Genomic DNA, 18,250 nt, shown 5'->3' on the forward strand with positions numbered 1-18,250 from the left:
GCGCGGTCAAGCGCCCGTGCGCGGCGGGGGTGCGGCCGCACCCGGCTGACCTCGGGACACGACTGAGACCCGGCACCGGGCCGGGTCTCAGAGGTGCTGTCCGCTCAGGCAGCGACGGTCAACGTCCTTGCGTGTGAGCGAGGTTGACCGTCAGGGCTTCAGGCGGGGCCGGTCTGCGGCAGGCCGTGGCGGCGGATGACATCGGCGTACCAGTGGGCGCTCGCCTTGGGAATGCGGCGCTGGGAGGCGTAGTCGACGTACACCGCACCGAAGCGCTTCGAATAGCCGTACGCCCACTCGAAGTTGTCCATCAGCGACCACAGGAAGTAGCCCCGGACATCGGCGCCGTCGGCCACCGCGCGCTGCACGGCGTCGAGGTGACCGTGCAGGTACGCGATCCGCTCGGGGTCCTCCACCCGGCCCTCCGGCGAGACGTAGTCGTCGAAGGCGGCGCCGTTCTCGGTGACCATCAGGGGCAGCCCCGGGTGGTCCCGGGTGACGTCCATGAGGAGGCTGTAGAGCCCGTTGGGGTCGATCGACCAGTTCATCGCGGTGCGCTCCTTCCCCTCGGCCAGGTGGAAGGCGACGTGCTCGGAGCCGGGCCACGGGGAGTGGTCGCTGGCGCCGTGACCGTCGTTGCGCGTGTCCCCTGCGCCCTCAGCGGGCGTGGAGACCAGCGTCGGCGTGTAGTAGTTGACGCCGAGCACGTCGACCGGACGGGAGATGGCGGCCAGGTCGCCGTCCTGGACCAGCTGCGACCAGTCCACCAGATGCCTGGTGTCCGCGATCAGGTCCTCCGGGTACTCGCCGCGCAGCATCGGACCGGTGAAGATCCGGTTGCCCACCGCGTCGATCCGGCGGGCGGCGTCGGCGTCGGCCGCGCTCGCGGTGAGCGGACGGACCTGGTGGAGGTTGAGGGTGACCGAGGTCTGCACGGCAGCGGGGAGTTGACCGCGCAGAACCTCGATCGCCCGGCCATGGGCGAGGTTGAGGTGATGGGCCGCCCGCAGGGCGGAGGCGGGCTCGGTGCGACCCGGCGCGTGCACACCGGAGCCGTATCCGAGGAAGGCCGAGCACCACGGCTCGTTGAAGGTGGTCCACGTGCCCACGCGGTCGCCGAGGGCGCCCGCCATGATCGCGGCGTAGTCCGCGAACCGGTCCGCGGTCACCCGCTGGGGCCAGCCGCCGGCGTCCTCCAGCTCCTGGGGCAGGTCCCAGTGGTAGAGGGTGGCGACCGGGGTGATGCCGGCTTCGAGGAGCTCGTCGACGAGCTTGCGGTAGAAGTCGAGGCCGCGCTCGACGGCGGGGCCGCGCCCGGTGGGCTGCACCCGGGACCAGGAGATGGAGAAGCGGTACGCCTTCAGCCCCAGCCGCTTCATCAGCGCCACGTCGTCGCGGTACAGGTGGTAGTGGTCGGCGGCGATGTCTCCGGTGTCGCCGTTGCGGACCTTGCCCGGCGTGCGGCTGAAGGTGTCCCAGATGGAGGGGGTGCGGCCGTCCTCGGCCGCGGCGCCCTCGACCTGGTAGGCGGCGGTGGCCGCCCCCCAGACGAAGCCTGTCGGAAATCTCGTTGCCTCGGGCGCCTGCTTCGGGGCGATGTCGGGTCGTACAGCAGTCATGCGGGAGCGCTCCCAGGAGTGGACGGACAGGGGCGGGAAGGAGGTGGTGCTCCGGAACCCGTACGGCCCGCGGTCAGGTACGGGCCGTACGGGACTTCCGGCAGTGGTCGTCGGTCGGGCAGGGGACTTCCGGCGGTGGTCGTCGGCGGGAGGTGTCAGCCCTTGACGGCGCCGGACATGATCCCGCCGACGATCCGCTTGCCGAAGACCACGAACACCACGAGCAGTGGCAGCGTGCTGATCAGCGCGCCGGCCATCACGATGCTCTGGTCGGGGGTGTAGGAGGCGCTCAGCTGGCCGAGGGCCACCTGGAGCGTGGGGTTCTGCTGGTTCAGTGCGAGGTAGGGCCAGAAGAAGTCGTTCCACGCCTGGACGAAGGTGAGCATGCCGAGCACCATCATCGCCGGGCGGGCCACCGGCAGCACGATGCTCAGCACGATACGGAAGTTGTTCGCCCCGTCGATCTTGGCGGCCTCGATCAGCTCGTACGGGAGCGCCTCCAGCAGGTACTGCCGCATGAAGAACACACCGAACGCGCTGACCAGGGTCGGGAAGATCACCGACTCCAGGTTCCCGCCCCAGCCGAGGTCGGCCATCATCATGAACAGCGGGACGACGCTGAGCTGCGGCGGGATCGTCAGGGTCAGGATGACACCGGTCATCAGGGCGCCACGGCCCCGGAACCGCATCTTGGCGAAGGCGTACCCGGCCAGGGTGCAGAAGAAGAGCGTCGCCACCGTGATGCAGCCGGAGACGATGACGCTGTTGACGATCGCCTTGCCCAGATGGGCCTGGGTCCAGGCGGCGTCGAGGTTGTGCATCAGCCGGCCACCCGGCAGGAACGGCGGTGTGGAGGCCAGTACTTCGTCCTGGGTGTGGGACGCGGCCACCAGGGTCCAGTACAGCGGCAGCAGCGATCCGATGCCGACGACGGCCAGCGCGATGTAGGCGAACGGACCGCCGTTCAGCTGCTTGCCCGCGCCGGGCCTGAAGCGGCTCGCGCGCTTCGGCGCGCGGTGCACGGTTGGTGCCGGGAGGGCGGTCTCCGGAACGTGGGTGTGGCTGGTGATGGTCATGGATATCGCTCCCGGTCAGACCGCGGATTTGCGTACGAAGCGGCCGAACAGCCAGTTGATCCCGGCGATGATCAGCAGGAGGGCGAGCATCGCCCAGGCGACCGCGGCGGCCGGACCGAGATGCCCGAGGTGCCAGCCGTAGTTGTAGAGGTAGACGCTGAGGGTCTCGTACTGATTCTCGGTTCCGCCGGTCGCGCCGATGGCGCCGCCCTCCAGCAGCAGGGGTTCACCGAAGAGCTGCATGGCACCGATGGTCGAGATGACGATCGTGAACAGGATCGTGGGCCGCAGCGAGGGGATGGTCACCTTGCGGAACTGCTGCCAGCGCGAGGCGCCGTCGAGCGAGGCGGCCTCGTACAGATCGGACGGCACGGCCTGCATCGCCGCCAGGTAGATCAGGGTGTTGTAGCCGGTCCAGCGCCAGATCACGATGACCGAGATGGCGATCTTCGACGTCCATTCGCCGTTCGCCCAGTTCGTGTGACCGAGACCGACGAAGTGCAGCACCCAGTTCAGCAGTCCGCCGTCGGCCCGGAAGACCAGGGCGAAGACGAGGGCCGCGGAGGCCACAGAGGTGGCGTACGGGGTGAGGATGATCGTCCGCCAGAAGGTGCTGGCGCGGAGTTTGTAGTTCAGCAGGTGGGCCAGGCCGAGCGCGACGAGCAGCTGCGGGACCGTCGACATGACACCGATCAGGAAGGTGTTGGTGACGGCCGTCCAGAACTCCGCGTCGTGCAGGATCCTGTCGAAGTTCGCCCAGCCGACCCACTCCATCTGGTCCAGGCCGGTCATCTCCACCCGGTGCAGGGCGATCCAGCCGGTGTAGACCAGCGGATAGAGCCCGAAGGCGGCGAAGACGAGGAAGAACGGGGCTATGTAGGCGTACGGCGACGCCTTGTCGTCGAAGCGCCAGAGCCGGCTCCGCCACATCTGCCGGCGGGCGTTCACCGGTTTCTGCTGCGAGCCGCGGGGCGGCGGTGCGTATGCGTCCCGGGTGGGAGTCGAGGTGGCCACGGGCGGGAGTCCTTCCCTGGATTGCTTGGTTACCCGGGTACGGGCGGCGGCGTCCGCGGTGGGCTTCCGTGGGGCGGCCGGGAGGTACCCGGCCGCCCCGCGGGAGCCCACCGGGAGACGGGCCGCCCCGGCGCGGGATGGGGACACGCAGGCGCGGGCGGCCCTGGGGCCGCCCGCCGCTGCGACCGTCAGCCGATCACCTTGTCGATCTTGTCGACCGCTGTGTCCCAGGCCTTGTCGGGGCTGGTTCCGCGCTGCTCCATGTTGTTGATCTGGGTGGAGATGGCGTCCTTGATGTCGGCGTCCTTCGGACCGAGAACGGTCTCGGGGATGGACTTGGCCTCGTCGGCGTAGATCTCACCGATCGGCGCGTCGTTGAAGTACGGGAGCTTGCCGGTCTTCACGTCGGCCAGGTCGTACGCGCCCTTGTTGGACGGGAAGAGACCGGTCGCCTTGAAGACGGCGGCCTGCTGCTCGGGGGCGGTCAGCCACTTGACGAGCTCGCCGGCCTCCTTGACGTGCTTGCCCGCCGTCGGGACGCCGAGGAAGGAGCCGCCCCAGTTGGACGCGGTCTCACCGGGGGCGGTGGTGATGTCCCACTTGCCCTTGTTGCCCTCACCGGCGGCGTCCGAGATCTGGGCGGCCATCCAGGCGGGGCAGACCACGGTGGCCATGGTGCTCTTGCGCAGAGCGGCCTTCCACGGGTCGCCGAACTGGGCGAGGCCCTGGGTCAGCTTCTTGTCGGCGGCCTCCGCGGCGAGGTCCCAGCCCTGCTTGACGCCGGGGCTGTCCTTGTAGATCGGCTTGCCGGACTCGTCGTAGTACTGCTTCGGGTTCGAGCTGACCACGGCGTTGAACATCGCGCTCGCGGAGTCCATGAAGTAGGTCTTCGCCGGGGCGTTCTTCTGGTACTCCTCACCGAGCTTGAGGTAGTCCTCCCAGCCACCGGCGAACTTGGCGGCGACCGCCTTGCGGTCGGTCGGCAGGCCGGCCTTCTTGAACAGCTCGGTGTTGTAGCAGAGCGACATCGGGCCGATGTCGGTGCCCGCGCCGATCACCTTGCCGTCCTTGGTGGTGGCCTGCTTCTCCTTCCAGGACACCCAGTCGTCGACGTCGATCACCTTGCTGAGGTCGGCGAACTGGTCCGCCTTGGTGTCGACGACCTCCTTGATGCGGCCGACCTCGACACCCTGGACATCGGCCAGTCCACTGCCGGACGTCAGCTGCTGGAGCAGCTTGGGGTAGTAGTTCTTCTCTTCGGCGGTGGTGTCTTCCTTCACCGTGATGTTCGGGTGCAGCTCGTGGTACTTGGCGAAGAGGCCGGCTTCCTTGTAGCCGAACTGCCCGTAGTCGGCGACGGTCAGCGTGATCTTCCCGTTCGCATCGGAGCTCGTGTCCGATGAGTCCGAGTCGCTGCTGCAGCCGGTCAGCAACAGGGCCGAGGCTGTCAGGCCCGTGGTGACCAGAACCGCGGCTCTGCGGCTTCGGCCGGCGACGGTGCGGGTGATACGCATTCCACTACTCCTTGTTCCAGGGTGGGACTGGCGTTCTGACTGCGTGGCGTTCCGCGCCGGTGGGTGCGGGTGCCAGGTGTTCAGGGGGGAGGACACGGGCAGTGCCGTTCGCGCGAGAAATCCTCTTGCGATGTGGGAGCGCTCCCATGCGTCGATGTCGGAAGGTTCCTGCCTGGGAGGGGTGGGTGTCAAGAGTTGAAGACGCTTCCGTTGCGCGAGCGTGTCCTGCAAGTCACGAGACCGTGTCCGGCCAGGGGCTTGCCAAAGCACCCGCACGAGGAAACCGGAACGCTCGCCTCCCGAATACCCGCAGGTGAGAGGGGTGTTGGGGGTGGATCAGCGGAGCGGGGGCGCGGAGCCGAGCCGATCGGCCAGGATTTCCGGAGCCACCCGGAAACCGCCACCCCTCCCCCCGGGCGGACCACCGGGGCCCGACGGAAGGTGAACGGGACACCGCCTCGCGGGGGCGGCCCGGACCACCTCCGCGTTCTTTCCCCGAATCCGGCCGGCGGCACACCGGGGCGTACGGCCAACTGCCGGGCGGCTACTGGGTGGCCGACATACGGACAACTGGCTGGAAATGCCTTGCACCTCACGCCCTGTTAAATTCACCGCTATGTACCTATTGACCCTTTATATTCGCTCGGGTGGGTGAGGCTGGATGGGAGTCATCCGAGACCATCCCGAGCTCGCGCTCTTTCTCTGCCTGTCCCTCGGCTACCTGGTCGGCAAGATCCGCGTCGGCCCGATCACCCTCGGCGGCATCTGCGGGACACTGATCGTCGCGCTGCTGATCGGCACCCGGCACGTCAGCGTCAACGACGACGTCAAGACCGTCTTCTTCGCGCTGTTCATCTTCTCGCTGGGCTACCTGGCCGGGCCGCAGTTCTTCGCCAACCTCAACCGCAGCAGCCTGCGCTTCTTCGCCCTCTGCCTGATCGAGCTGGTCTGCGTGCTCGGCATCGCCTTCGGCATCGCCAAGGCGTTCGACCTCGACGTGGGCACCGCCTCGGGCATCCTGGCGGGCGCGGCGACCGAGTCCGCGGTCGTCGGCACCGCCACCGAGGCCATCGGCAAGCTCGATGACCTGAGCCAGAGCCAGATCACCCAGTACCAGGGGCACGTCGCCACCGCGTACACCGTCTGCTACCTCTTCGGCCTGATCACCATCGTGCTGTTCACCAGCCAGATCATGCCGATGCTGCTGCGCATCAACCTCGCCGACGCCTCGCGCGAGCTGTGGGAGAAGATGCGCGGCGGGGCCGCCGGCCTGGAGGAGGACGAGCGGGAGGCGCTGCCGAGGACCGTCGGCCGCACCTTCCTGGTGACGCACGCGGACGGCCGCCGGATCGGCGATCTGGAGGCCGGCCTCAAGAACGCCGTCACCGTCGAGGGCGTCAAGCGCGGCAGCAAGGTGCTCGACCCCTCCCCCGATCTGGAACTGACCCTGAGCGACCTGGTCCAGGTCGTCGGACGGCGCTCCGCCATCATCACGGCCGGCCGGGAGATCGGCCCCGAGACACCGGCGGTACCCGGGCTCGACACCCCCCTGGCCACCACCCAGGTCGCGGTGACCGAGAAGGCCACCGCGGGCTCGACCATCGCCCACCTGGAGCAGACCCATCCCGAGTTCCGCAAGGACGGGGTGTACATCACCGATGTGCTGCGCAACGACCAGCATCTGCCCGCCTCGGCCGAGACCACGGTCCAGCGCGGTGACGTACTGACGCTGGTCGGTGCCCGTGCCGGGCTCAACCGGCTCGTCGCGAAGATCGGTGCCGTCGTCAAGAACGACACGACCGACTACATCTATCTCGGCCTCGGCATCGTGGCGGGCTCGCTGCTCGGCCAGATCGTCGTACGGATCGGTGACATCCCGCTGTCGCTCGGCACCGGCGGCGGCTGCCTGATCACCGGGCTGCTCTTCGGCTGGTTCCGCTCCCGCAAGCAGACCTTCGGGGCCTTCCCGCCGCAGGCAGCGAACACCCTGAAGGACCTGGGCCTGGCCGTCTTCATCGCCTGCACCGGGCTGACCGCCGGACCGCAGGCCTGGCCGCTGCTGAAGGAGTACGGCGCGCTGCTGCCGTTCGCCGGCATCGCCATGGTGCTGATCCCCGCGTCCATCTCACTGATCGTCGGGCTGAAGCTCCTGCGGATCGAGAAACCCCTGTTGATCGGGGCCATCGCGGGACAGCAGTGCTCGACCCCGGCGATCACCTCCATCACCCAGGTCGCACAGAGCTCCGTACCGCTGCTCGGCTACACGATCACGTACGCGCTCTCGAACTTCCTGCTGCCACTCACCGGACCGATCCTCGTCGGGGTCCTGGGGTCCTAGGGCCTCTCGTTTGGACCATGCCGGGCTCGCCCGAACGAAAGACCCCAGGGGGCCTGAATGATCGATTTCCTGAACCGCAACATCTTCACTCCCCATCCCGAGCTGCTTGTCTTCCTGGTCGTCGCGTTCGGCTTCCTGATCGGCAGGATCCGCTACAAGGCCATCGCGCTGGGCGCGGTGACGGGCTGTCTGGTCGCCGGTCTGGTGCTGGGCGCGCAGTTCAAGGTCCAGATCGACGGGACGGTGAAGAACCTCTTCTTCATCATGTTCCTGTTCGCCCTCGGCTACCGGGTGGGACCGCAGTTCTTCCGCGGGCTGCGCAAGGACGGACTTCCGCAGGTCGTCAACGCGGTCGTCGTCTGCGTCTCCGGCCTGCTGATCTCCTGGCTCTTCGCCGTCATGCTCGGCTACGGGCCCGGCCTCGGCGCCGGCCTGATGAGCGGCGCGCTCACCCAGTCCGCGGCCATCGGCGTCGCCCAGGACGCCATCGGCACCCTGCCCGGACTCTCCGCCGCGCAGGTCAAGTCCGAGCAGAACCTGGTGGCGGTCGGCTACGCGGTGACGTATCCGCTCGGCACCATCCTGTGCGCGATGCTGCTCGCGAACGTACTGCCGCGGCTCTACCGCAAGAACCTGGCCCAGGAGAGCGCCGAGCTCGCCGCGGAGCTGGACGCGCCGGACGACAACCCGGACGAGGGCGAGGGCTACTACGAGACGGTGCTGCGCGCCTACCGGGTCGAGCGCCCCGATCTCGTCGGCCGCAGCATCGGGGACTTCGAGAACCAGCAGCAGGCGCTCGGCCGACGCGTCTACATCACCCAGGTCCGGCGCGAGGGAACGATCCTGCCGCAGGCCCAGACGCTGGTGCTGCGGGACGGCGACACCGTCGCGGTCAGCGCGCTGCGGCACGACCTGGTGGACTTCGACGCCCGTACCCATGTGGGCGCGGAGGCCGACGACGTGGCGCTGCTCGGGTACCGGACGGAGACCCTGCACGTGGTGGCGTCCGAGAAGGCCCAGCTGGGGCGGACGGTGGCGGAACTGCGCCAGGAGCCGTTCATGGCCGGTGTCTACATCGAGAAGATCTACCGGGCGGGCGCCGAATTCCCCTTCCGGCTCTCCACCCCCGTCGAGCGCGGCGACACCCTGGTGCTGACCGGTCCCGAACGGCTGGTCGGCCCGGCGGGGCGGGAGCTCGGCAAGCCGGTGCCGACGAGCTTCGCCACCGACATGATCTGGGTCGGCCTCGGCATCTTCCTCGGCGGCTGCATCGGCATTCCGGCGCTGACCGCGGGCGGGGTGCCGATCTCGCTCTCCACCTCGGGCGGCGGCCTCATCATGGGGCTGGTCTTCGGCTGGATCCGGGGCAAGTACCCGACGTACGGGAACGTGCCGCCGGGCGCCCAGTGGTTCATGGACACCCTCGGGCTGTGCATGTTCGTCGCGGTGGTCGGCATCAACGCCGGTCCCAGCTTCACCAGCGGGCTGTCCTCGGCGGGCTGGGGGCTGCTGCTCCTGGGCGCCGTCGCCACGGTCGTACCGCTGCTCGTCGGCTTCCTGGTGGGCCACTACATCCAGAAGATCAGATTCCCGATCCTGATGGGCGTGCTGGCCGGCGGCCAGACCACCACGGCGGCGATCGGCGCCATCAACGAGACCTCCAGGTCCCAGATCCCCACGCTCGGCTACACGATCCCGTACGCCGTCGGCAATGTGCTGCTGACCGTGTGGGGCGCCGTGATCGTGATCCTCAACCACTGAACGTGATCGTGAACCACAACCACTGAACGTGCTCGTGAACCACAACCACTGAACGTGCTCGTGATCCACAACCACCGAACCTGAACACGGGAGCGCAGACATGCCCAAGGCCACCCTCAGCCGTGCCGAGATCCGCTCTTTCGCCCAGCTCAGCCCGTTCGAGCTGAAGGACAAGTTCATCAGCATCGCCCAGGCCGAGCAGAGCGACAAGCCCGGTCAGAAGGGCAAGGCGATGCGCGCCATGCTCAACGCGGGCCGCGGCAACCCCAACTGGATCGCCACCGGTCCCCGGGAGGCGTACCACGCACTCGGCTACTTCGCGCTCTCCGAGTCCCGCCGGGTCTGGACGGCCGACAACCTGGGCGGGATGCCGGAGGAGGCGGGCTGTGCGGAGCGCTTCGCCACCTTCGTCCGCACGCATCCTGAGCTGCCCGGGATCGAGCTGCTCCAGGCGAGCGTCGATCTGGCGGTCAAGCGGTTCGGCTTCGTGCCCGACTCCTTCGTGCACGAGCTGGCGGACTCCTCGATCGGGGACAACTACCCGGTGCCGGGGCGCATCCTGACGCACGTGGAGCAGGTCGTGCGCGGGTACGTGGCCGACGAGATGTTCGACCACCGGCCGCCGGAGGGCCAGCACCTGAGCCTGTTCGCGACCGAGGGCGGCACGGCGGCGATGTGCTACATCTTCGACTCGCTGATGAAGAACGGAATCCTGCACAAGGGCGACCGGATCGCCCTGATGGTGCCGGTGTTCACGCCGTACCTGGAGATTCCGGAGCTGGACACGTACGGCTTCGACGTCGTCCGCGTCGAGGCGAACCTGTTCACCGAGACCGGTGTGCGGCAGTGGCGCTACCCGCCGGAGGAGATCGACAAGCTGGCCGATCCGTCGGTCAAGCTGGTCTGCTGCGTCAACCCGAGCAACCCGCCCTCGCTCGCGCTCGCGCCGAAGGTCGCCGAGCAGATCGTGTCCATCGTCGCGGACCGGAACCCGAACCTGATCGTGGTGACGGACGACGTGTACGGGACCTTCGTCGAGGGCTTCCGCTCGCTGGCCGCGGACCTGCCGCGCAACGCGCTGCTGGTGTACTCGTACTCCAAGCACTACGGCGCCACCGGCTGGCGGCTCGGCGTGATCGGGCTGCACGACGACAACGTCATCGACGACATGCTGCGGGCGCAGGACGCGGCGCAGAAGGCCCGGCTGGAGAGCCGGTACGGAACGCTGTCCCTGGAACCGGAGAAGATCCGGTTCATCGACCGGCTGGTCGCGGACTCCCGGCAGGTGGCGCTGAACCACACGGCGGGCCTCTCGCTGCCGCAGCAGGTGATGATGACGCTCTTCTCGCTGTTCGACATGCTGGACGAGGGCCAGGCGTACAAGGCCCGGATCCGCTCGATCGTCCGCCAGCGCCTCGAACTCCTCCTGGAGGGCGCCCACATGAAGATCTCGGAGGACCCCAAGCGGGCCGCGTACTACATCGAACTCGACCTGCTGGCCGAGGCGGAGCGCACCCTGGGCAAGGAGTTCGCCGACTATCTGGAGCAGAACTACGAGCCCGTCGACCCGCTGTTCCGGCTGGCCGAGCAGACGTCCGTGGTGCTGCTGAACGGCGGCGGCTTCGACGGCCCCGAGTGGTCGGTCCGGGTCTCGCTGGCCAATCTGGACGACCTGGACTACCTGAAGATCGGGCACCAGCTGCGGGCGATCTTCGACGAGTACGCGCAGGAGTGGCGGGACTCGGGGGCGGGCGCCGCGTAGGCGGGACGGCGCCGGACGCGGAGGCGCCGCGGGCCGGTCAGGCGGCGCGGGCCGGTCAGGCGGCGCGCAGGCGGGCCAGGGTCTTCTCCAGCTCCGCCTGGGCGGCCCGGCCCGCCGCTTCCGCGTCGCCCGCCACGACGGCCGTGACCAGCGCCCGATGGGCCGCGTCGCCGTGGTGCGGGTCCTCGCGGCGCAGTCCGGTCAGCTCCACCAGGTCGATGAGCGCCTGACGCAGCGCCGGGGCGAACTCCGCGAAGAGGTCGGTGAGCACCGGGTTGTGGGCCGCCGCCAGGACGGCCCGGTGCAGCGCGATGTCCGCGTCCACGAAGCCGTCGTCGGGCCCCGCGCCCGCCGCCCGCCGTGCCGTGAGTGCCGCGTCCAGGGCGGCCAGGTCCTCGTCGGTGCGGCGCCGGGCGGCCAGCCGGGCCGCCTGCACCTCGACCAGCATGCGCACCTCGTAGACATCGGCGACCGCGGCCCGGCGCAGCCGGACCGGCCAGTCCTCGGCCGCGTGGTCCGCGATGACGAAGACGCCGGACCCCTGGCGGGACTGGAGCAGGCCGAGCGCGGCGAGGGTGCGCACCGCCTCGCGGACAGTGGAGCGGCCCACGCCCAGTGTTCTGGCGAGGGTGGTCTCGCCGGGGATCTTCGTGCCGACCGGCCAGTGCCCCTCGGTGATCTGTGCGCGCAGACGGCCGGTGGCCTGGTCGACCAGGGGGCTGGGGCTGAGCGGGCCGAGCGAGGACACGAGTTCACCTGTCAGGTTGTCTGAGGACTTGGTTTCTGGCTACTGTACCGGCCATGACGTACCGCGGTCTCCTTCTTCTCGGCTGCCGCGGCGGGGCCTGAAGCGATCGGCACCCCGCCGCGGGGTGCCGTGCTGTGCCGGTCGCATCCGGCGATGCGAGAAGAGACCGCGTTCATGTCCGACCATCTGTCACCGATGCACAGCTTCCCCACGATCCGCACCCCGCGCGGCCCGGTGCCCTCGGCCGCGCCCCGGTGGAACCGGCAGCGCTCCAGCTCGATGCCGTCGCACCGCTACCGTTCCGCCTTCGACCGCGTGGAGATCCCGCTGACCGGGCGCACCTGGCCGCAGGCCCGGATCGAGCGGGCCCCGCTCTGGGTGCCCGTCGACCTGCGGGACGGCAACCAGGCGCTGGCCGAGCCGATGGACACCCCGCGCAAGCGCCGAATGTTCGACCTGCTCGTGGCGATGGGCTTCAAGGAGATCGAGATCGGCTACCCGTCGGCGAGCCGCACCGACTTCGACTTCGTCCGGCATCTGGCGACGAGCGGGGCGGTGCCGGACGACGTGACGGTGGTCGTCTTCACCCCGGCCAGGGCGGATCTGATCGAGCGGACCTTCGAGTCCGTGACGGGCATGGACCGGGTGGTCGTCCACCTCTACATCCCGACCGCCCCCGTCTGGCGGGACGTCGTCCTGGGACGTGACCGGGCCGGCGTGCACGGGGTGGTGCTGGACGCCGCGCGGCGGATGGAGCGCCTCGCGCGGGCCAGGCCCGGCGCGGACATCCGGTTCGAGTTCTCGCCCGAGGTCTTCATCCTCACCGAGCCGGACTACGTACTGGAGATCTGCAACAGCCTGACCGAGCTGTGGGACGCCTCACCGGACCGCCCGGTGATCCACAACCTGCCGGCCACGGTGGAGATCGCGACGCCCAACGTCTACGCCGACCAGATCGAGTACATGCACCGCCACCTGGACCGGCGCGATTCGGTGATCCTCTCCGTCCACCCGCACAACGACCGGGGTACGGGGGTGGCGTGCGCGGAACTCGCGGTGCTGGCGGGGGCGCAGCGCGTGGAGGGCTGCCTGTTCGGCAACGGGGAGCGCACCGGCAACGTCGACCTGGTCAACCTGGCGCTGAACCTGCACGCCCAGGGCGTCGACCCGATGATCGACTTCTCGGACATCGACGAGATCCGCCGCACGGTCGAGCACTGCAACCGGCTGCCGGTGCCGCCGCGCCATCCGTACGGCGGCGACCTGGTCTACACCGCGTTCTCCGGCACCCACCAGGACGCGATCAGCAAGGGCTTCGCGCACCACGCGAGCAGCGGCTCCGAGGTGTGGTCGGTGCCTTACCTGCCGATCGACCCGGCGGACGTGGGGCGCAGTTACGAGGCCGTCATCCGGGTCAACAGCCAGTCCGGCAAGGGCGGCATCGCCCATCTGCTGCGCGGCAACTACGGGGTGGACCTGCCGGCCCGGATGCGGGCGGACTTCTCCCGTACGGTGCAGGACGCGACGGACGGCAGCGGGCTGGAGGCCACGCCGAAGGACCTGTGGGAGCTGTTCGGGGCCACGTACCTGGTCCCGGGGCGGGACGGGGCGATCGCCCTGACGTCCTGGTCCGCGGAGCGTGATCCGGCCGGTGGCCGGCGGTTCGTCTGCACACTGCGGGTGGACGGGCGGGAGGGCGACTACGAGGGCACGGGCGCCGGCACGGTGTCCGCGTTCACGGAGGCGCTGGCTGCCGCCGGGGTGGAGGTCACGATCCTCGACTTCTCGGAGCACGGGGCGGACGCGGCCCGGTCCACGGTGACCGCGTACGCCGAGTGCCGGGTGGACGGCGAGGTCCGCTGGGGGGCGGGCCAGGACGCGTCCGCGCTCGCGGCGTCGGTGGCGGCGGTGCTGTCGGCGGTCAACCGGGCGCGGTAGCCCGGCAACATGGGGGCGCACCCCGGCCGGTTGTGGGGGACGTGGGGACCGGCCGGGATGCGCGGGGGGATGGTGGCTACTTGTAGGCGCCGAACGCCTTCGTGAAGGCGAGCGGCTCCTGGGCGATCGAGCTGCACGACGCGTCGGCGGTCGGCTTCGCACCGCCCTCGCACTCCTTGTCCCGGGTGCCAGACCACATCGCGAGCCAGCCGATCCCCTTCTCCTGGGCGAACTCCACCAGCTGCGTGGCGTCCTCGACCTTGAAGATCTCGGTGCTGACGTCGTTGACCCCGATCATCGGGGTGACCGCGACGGCCTTCCAGGCGTCCGCGTCCGAGAGCCCGAGCACGCCCTTGATCTGGGCCTGCGTCGCGGTGGCGGCCTGGATCGCGTACGTGCCCATGTCACCGCTGTACGAGGCGCCGTAGTCCATCGCCATGATGTTGACGGCCCCGACGTCGACGCCGTTCTTCTTCGCGTCGGCGACCAGGTCCACCCCGGGCTGGGTCAGGCCCTCCGGCATCACCGGCAGGGTGAAGGAGACGTCCAGGCCGGGGTGGGACTTCTGGAGCTGCGCGATGGCCTGGGAGCGGCGGGAGTTGGCCGCGGTGTCGGGCAGCGCGCCGCCCTCGATGTCGAAGTCGACCTTGGTCAGCTTGTACGTGTCCACGACCTTGCCGTAGGCCGCGGCCAGGTCGGCCGCCGAGGTGCAGTTCAGTGCCAGCTCGGAGCCGGACGCGCCGCCGAAGGAGACCCGGACGTCGCCGCCCGCCGCGCGCAGGCCGTCGATCTGGGAGGCGACCTGGTCGTCGCCGAGGCCGGTGACGCCGCCCCAGAGCGGGGCGCAGCTGCCGCCGGAGGTGATGAAGGCGAGGTTGAACTGCTTGACGCCGGTCTTGGTGGCGGTGCCGGTGAGGTCGAAGGCGGGGTAGAGGGAGGTGTCGACGTACGGGGCGAAGCCCGCCCCGCTCGCCGTACCGCCGCTGCCACCGTCCGCGTCGGTCTTGGTGGGGGCCGGTGTGGGGGTGCCGGACCCGGTCGGGGTGGGGGTAGCGGTGGGGGCCGCGGTTCGGGTGGGGCGGCCGCTGGGCTGCGGGGCGGCGCCGGTGTCGACGGAGCACTTGGCGCCGTCGACGACGCAGCCGGTGGGGTCGGCCGCCTTGTCGTCCGCGCCGGAACCGGCCGTTTTGCCGTCGGAGCTGGTGACGAAGCCGATGGTGACGGACTTGCCGGGGGCCAGCTCCTTGTCCCAGCTCGACGGTGTGACGGTGACGTGGTTGCCGTCGACGGTGTGCTCGCCGTTCCACAGCGAGCTGAGCTTCGTGCCCGCCGGGAGGTCGAACTCCAGCGTCCAGCCGGACTTGGCGCTGTCCGTGTCGTTGGTGACGACGTACTGCGCGGTGTAGCCGCCCGTCCAGCCGCTGGTCCTGGTGTAGGCGGCGCCGACCGCCGACGCCTGGGCCGTGCCGGTGAGGGCGAAGACCGTCCCGCCGATCACGGCCGCGGCGACGACCGCGCCGACCGCTTTGGTCCGGGTGCTCGCCGTGCGCCGGTGCGTGCTGGTGCCCATCGCGTTCCTGCCTCGTCATACGGAAGTGGGGGGATGCGAGAGCACGCTAGCGGCAATGAATCCGGCAAATACGGCACTTGGGACCCGAGTTGATGTTCTTAGGGCGGGCTTAAGGAGCGCATCGGCCGGTCTAAAGGTTCGGGCCCGTTCCGGAGCGGAACCGGGTCCCCGCGCCCCGCCGGTTCACCGCGCGCCGCTGCCGCCCGAGCCGGTGCCCGAGCCGCTGCGGACGCTGCCCGCCGAGCCCGATCCAGATGCGCACCTCCGTGCCGCCGAGCACCGAGCGGCCGATCCGCACATCGCCGCCGGTGGACTCCGCGACCCGGCGGACGATGTCGAGGCCGAGCCCGGTCGAGCCCACCGCGCCCATCGCGCCGCCCTGTCCGCTGCCGCCGCGCGTCAGCGCCGCCCTGGGGTCCGCGATGCCGCCGCCCGCGTCCGAGACCAGCACGATCACCGCCTCGCCGCTGTGGTGCACGTCCACGGCGAAGGCGGTGCCCTCCGGGGTGTGCCGGAAGACGTTGCCGAGCAGCGCGTCCAGTGCCGCCGCCAGTTCGGGGCGGGCCACCGGGATGCGTACCGTGCGGTCCACTCCGGCGAGGCGCACCTCGCGGCCCTCGTCCTCTGCCAGCGCGGACCAGAAGGCCATGCGTTCGCGGATCACCTCTGAGGCGTCGCAGCCGGCTCCCGGACCGCCGACCTGTCCCTGGGTCTGCGGGCGCTGCTCCCTGGCGGTCCTGATGATCGTGTCCACCTCGTGTTCCAGCTGCTCGACGGCCGCCCGGGTCTGCTCGGCCGCCGGGCCCTCTCCGAGCGAGGCGGCGTTGAGCCGGAGCACGGTGAGCGGGGTGCGCAGCCGGTGCGAGAGGTCGGCGGCCAGTTCCCGTTCGTTGGCGAGGAGCTGGACGACCTGGTCGGCCATGGAGTTGAACGCGACGGCGGCGGAGTGCAGTTCGGTCGGGCCCTCCTCCGGCACCCTGGTCCCGAGCCGACCCTCCCCCAGGTCCTGGGCGGCCCCCGCGAGCCGCCGGGCGGGCTCCACCATGCGCACGCCGAGCCGGTCGGCCACCGCGACCGAGCCGACGATCAGCGCGATGCCGACGCCCGCCAGCATCAGCCAGGCGGTGGTGACCCCGTTGGAGACCTCGTCATCGGGCACGAACACCTCGACGACTGCGGTGCCCCCGGCGCCGAGCGCGGTGGGCTGGAGCAACGCGGAGCCGCCGGGCACCTCGGAGATGGAGGCGCGCCCCGATGCCCGTACGGTCTCCAGGTCCTTGCGGGTGGCGCGCCGGCGGCCGATCTCCACCGCCTGCCTGTCGGCCTCCGCGGCGGCCGGTATGTGGACGGCCATCCGGTCGTGGGCGCCGGGTTCCGTGGTGAGCACGGCCTTGAGGAGTTCGGCGCGGTCGGTGGTGATGGAGAGCGTCGGGCCGATCGTCGCGGCCTGCCGTTCGGCGTCGGAGAAGGCCCGGTCGCTGGCCATCTCCTTGATGACGAGACCGAGGGGTACGGCGAAGGCGATCACGACCATCGCGGTGACGGCCAGGCAGACCTTGACGAGCGCCCATCTCATGCGGGCTGCTCCGGGGGCGCGGCGGGCGGCTGCAGTTTCACGCCGACGCCGCGCAGGGTGTGCAGGTAGCGGGGCCGGGCGGCCGTCTCGCCCAGTTTCCGGCGGAGCCAGGACAGATGGACGTCGATGGTCTGGTCGTCCCCGTACGACTGCTGCCAGACCTCGGCGAGCAGTTCCTTGCGCGGGACGACGACGCCCGGCCGGCCGGCCAGGAAGGTCAGCAGGTCGAACTCCCGCCGGGTGAGGTCGAGGTCGGTGCCGTCGAGTTCGGCCAGTCGCCGCAGCGGGTCGATGGAGAGCCCGCCGACCCGGATGACGCGCGGGGAGGCCGACCGGCCCTCCGAGGCGCGCGAGCGGCGCAGCACGGCGGCCATCCGCGCGGCGAGGTGCTCCACGGAGAAGGGTTTGGTCAGGTAGTCGTCCGCACCGTCGTTGAGCAGCCGGACGATCTCGCTCTCGTCGTCCCTGGCGGTCGCGATGATGACGGGGACGTCAGTGATGCCGCGCAGCATCTTGAGCGCCTCCGAGCCGTCGAGGTCGGGCAGCCCGAGATCGAGGATCACCACGTCGAAGCGGAAGTGGGCGACCTCGCGCAGCGCTTCGAGCGCGGTGCCGACACTCCGTACGGTGTGCGACGCCTCGGTCAGGTGCCGGATGAGGGCGGAACGTACGAACTGGTCGTCCTCGACCACAAGCACACTTGGCATGGGCGGCACCGTACGCCATCGGGCACCTCGGGGGCCGCCCCGATCCGGAGGACGGTCCCCCATGGTGCAGGATGTGCCGGATGCGACGAGGACTCGTACACGGGCTCGCGTGGTCGCTCGCCACCGGCGGCGCGGTCACGCTGTCGTGGTGGGGCGTGCACACGGTGATGGCGGGGACGGCGTACGACCCGCCGCGCGCGGTGCCGATCTCCGCGAGCGCGCGGGCGACCACGGAGTCCCTGTCGTCCTCGACGCACCGCCCCGAGCCGTCCCCGTCACCCGGCGCCGACAAGTCCGCTTCCGCCCCGAAGCCGTCCGTGACGTCGGTGAGTCCCTCCCCCTCGCGCTCGCACGCCCCGGCGGGCACGCCTCGGCCCGCTGCCTCGGCCACCCCCGCCGGGACGGCGAGGAGTTACGCGACGGACGGCGGACGGGTCGTCTTCGAGCTGGGCGCGGACAGCGCGAAGCTGGTCTCCGCGACGCCGGAGCAGGGCTGGTCGATGCGGGTCTGGACGGAACCGGCCTGGATCCGGGTCAACTTCGCCCGGGACGACGGCACGACGGTCTCGGTGTTCTGCACCTGGAACGGCTATCCGCCGAAGGTCGAGATCGTGACGTGACGGCGGT

The 18,250-nt window shown here is 70.2% G+C and carries 13 protein-coding genes; 5 read left to right on the forward strand and 8 right to left on the reverse strand.

What is annotated here, in order from left to right; translation table 11 throughout:
• Positions 1–158: 158 nt before the first annotated feature.
• The 4 genes from OG892_RS13515 to OG892_RS13530 all read right to left on the reverse strand — a co-directional run bounded on the left by OG892_RS13515 (position 159) and on the right by OG892_RS13530 (position 5,223).
• Entirely contained in the window at positions 159–1,619 is a 1,461-nt protein-coding gene (locus OG892_RS13515) for a GH1 family beta-glucosidase (RefSeq protein WP_073738325.1), read from the reverse strand.
• Between the two features lie 155 nt (positions 1,620–1,774).
• The gene (locus tag OG892_RS13520) at positions 1,775–2,695 is read right to left on the reverse strand and encodes a carbohydrate ABC transporter permease (RefSeq protein WP_073738324.1); all 921 of its coding nucleotides are present in this window, start codon (positions 2,693–2,695) and stop codon (positions 1,775–1,777) included.
• Between the two features lie 15 nt (positions 2,696–2,710).
• Positions 2,711–3,709, reverse strand: coding sequence for a carbohydrate ABC transporter permease (locus OG892_RS13525; protein WP_073738323.1), 999 nt, complete (start codon positions 3,707–3,709; stop codon positions 2,711–2,713).
• 188 nt (positions 3,710–3,897) lie between these two features.
• The gene (locus OG892_RS13530; RefSeq protein ID WP_327336979.1) at positions 3,898–5,223 is read right to left on the reverse strand and encodes an extracellular solute-binding protein; all 1,326 of its coding nucleotides are present in this window, start codon (positions 5,221–5,223) and stop codon (positions 3,898–3,900) included.
• Positions 5,224–5,884: 661 nt separating this feature from the next.
• Here OG892_RS13530 and aspT (OG892_RS13535) point away from each other — a divergent pair.
• The 3 genes from aspT (OG892_RS13535) (at position 5,885) to OG892_RS13545 (ending at position 11,084) form a co-directional block, all read left to right on the forward strand.
• Positions 5,885–7,561, forward strand: a complete 1,677-nt coding sequence (aspT, locus tag OG892_RS13535; RefSeq protein WP_371629274.1) for an aspartate-alanine antiporter — start codon at positions 5,885–5,887, stop codon at positions 7,559–7,561.
• 57 nt (positions 7,562–7,618) lie between these two features.
• The gene (gene aspT, locus OG892_RS13540) at positions 7,619–9,322 is read left to right on the forward strand and encodes an aspartate-alanine antiporter (RefSeq protein WP_073738320.1); all 1,704 of its coding nucleotides are present in this window, start codon (positions 7,619–7,621) and stop codon (positions 9,320–9,322) included.
• A gap of 100 nt (positions 9,323–9,422) precedes the next feature.
• Positions 9,423–11,084: a bifunctional aspartate transaminase/aspartate 4-decarboxylase gene (locus OG892_RS13545; RefSeq protein WP_371629275.1), complete on the forward strand. Its 1,662-nt coding sequence runs from the start codon at positions 9,423–9,425 to the stop codon at positions 11,082–11,084.
• 55 nt (positions 11,085–11,139) lie between these two features.
• On the opposite strand, the gene OG892_RS13550 is transcribed toward OG892_RS13545, so the two are convergent.
• Positions 11,140–11,832 carry a FadR/GntR family transcriptional regulator gene (locus OG892_RS13550; RefSeq protein WP_371629276.1) on the reverse strand — a complete coding sequence of 231 codons (693 nt, stop codon included), beginning with the start codon at positions 11,830–11,832 and terminating at the stop codon, positions 11,140–11,142.
• Positions 11,833–11,985: 153 nt separating this feature from the next.
• Between OG892_RS13550 and OG892_RS13555 the strand changes: the two genes are divergently transcribed.
• Positions 11,986–13,770 (forward strand): 2-isopropylmalate synthase, encoded by a 1,785-nt coding sequence (locus tag OG892_RS13555; protein WP_371629277.1) that lies wholly within the window; start codon positions 11,986–11,988, stop codon positions 13,768–13,770.
• 76 nt (positions 13,771–13,846) lie between these two features.
• Here OG892_RS13555 and OG892_RS13560 read toward each other — a convergent pair whose 3' ends face one another.
• From OG892_RS13560 to OG892_RS13570, 3 genes are all read right to left on the reverse strand, one after another.
• Entirely contained in the window at positions 13,847–15,340 is a 1,494-nt protein-coding gene (locus tag OG892_RS13560; protein WP_371629278.1) for a cellulose binding domain-containing protein, read from the reverse strand.
• A gap of 130 nt (positions 15,341–15,470) precedes the next feature.
• A complete protein-coding gene (locus OG892_RS13565; protein ID WP_371629279.1) occupies positions 15,471–16,916 on the reverse strand; it encodes an ATP-binding protein in 1,446 nt (481 codons plus the stop codon).
• The gene (locus OG892_RS13570; protein WP_073738315.1) at positions 16,913–17,623 is read right to left on the reverse strand and encodes a response regulator transcription factor; all 711 of its coding nucleotides are present in this window, start codon (positions 17,621–17,623) and stop codon (positions 16,913–16,915) included. The genes OG892_RS13565 and OG892_RS13570 overlap by 4 nt, the downstream gene beginning before the upstream one ends.
• A gap of 80 nt (positions 17,624–17,703) precedes the next feature.
• On the opposite strand from OG892_RS13570, the gene OG892_RS13575 reads away from it, so the two are divergent.
• On the forward strand, positions 17,704–18,243 hold the full coding sequence (locus tag OG892_RS13575) for a hypothetical protein (protein WP_371629280.1): 540 nt from the start codon (positions 17,704–17,706) through the stop codon (positions 18,241–18,243).
• Positions 18,244–18,250: the final 7 nt, after the last annotated feature.

It is taken from the genome of Streptomyces sp. NBC_00341 (assembly GCF_041435055.1).
Lineage (GTDB): Bacteria > Actinomycetota > Actinomycetes > Streptomycetales > Streptomycetaceae > Streptomyces.

Excerpts from the sequence above, each read along its gene's own strand:
- OG892_RS13515 (WP_073738325.1), bottom strand. The coding sequence starts at position 1,619 with ATGACTGCTGTACGACCCGACATCGCCCCGAAGCAGGCGCCCGAGGCA.
- OG892_RS13520 (WP_073738324.1), bottom strand. The coding sequence starts at position 2,695 with ATGACCATCACCAGCCACACCCACGTTCCGGAGACCGCCCTCCCGGCA.
- OG892_RS13530 (WP_327336979.1), bottom strand. The coding sequence starts at position 5,223 with ATGCGTATCACCCGCACCGTCGCCGGCCGAAGCCGCAGAGCCGCGGTT.
- aspT (WP_371629274.1), top strand. The coding sequence starts at position 5,885 with ATGGGAGTCATCCGAGACCATCCCGAGCTCGCGCTCTTTCTCTGCCTG.
- aspT (WP_073738320.1), top strand. The coding sequence starts at position 7,619 with ATGATCGATTTCCTGAACCGCAACATCTTCACTCCCCATCCCGAGCTG.
- OG892_RS13545 (WP_371629275.1), top strand. The coding sequence starts at position 9,423 with ATGCCCAAGGCCACCCTCAGCCGTGCCGAGATCCGCTCTTTCGCCCAG.
- OG892_RS13555 (WP_371629277.1), top strand. The coding sequence starts at position 11,986 with ATGCGAGAAGAGACCGCGTTCATGTCCGACCATCTGTCACCGATGCAC.
- OG892_RS13560 (WP_371629278.1), bottom strand. The coding sequence starts at position 15,340 with ATGGGCACCAGCACGCACCGGCGCACGGCGAGCACCCGGACCAAAGCG.
- OG892_RS13565 (WP_371629279.1), bottom strand. The coding sequence starts at position 16,916 with ATGAGATGGGCGCTCGTCAAGGTCTGCCTGGCCGTCACCGCGATGGTC.
- OG892_RS13570 (WP_073738315.1), bottom strand. The coding sequence starts at position 17,623 with ATGCCAAGTGTGCTTGTGGTCGAGGACGACCAGTTCGTACGTTCCGCC.
- OG892_RS13575 (WP_371629280.1), top strand. The coding sequence starts at position 17,704 with ATGCGACGAGGACTCGTACACGGGCTCGCGTGGTCGCTCGCCACCGGC.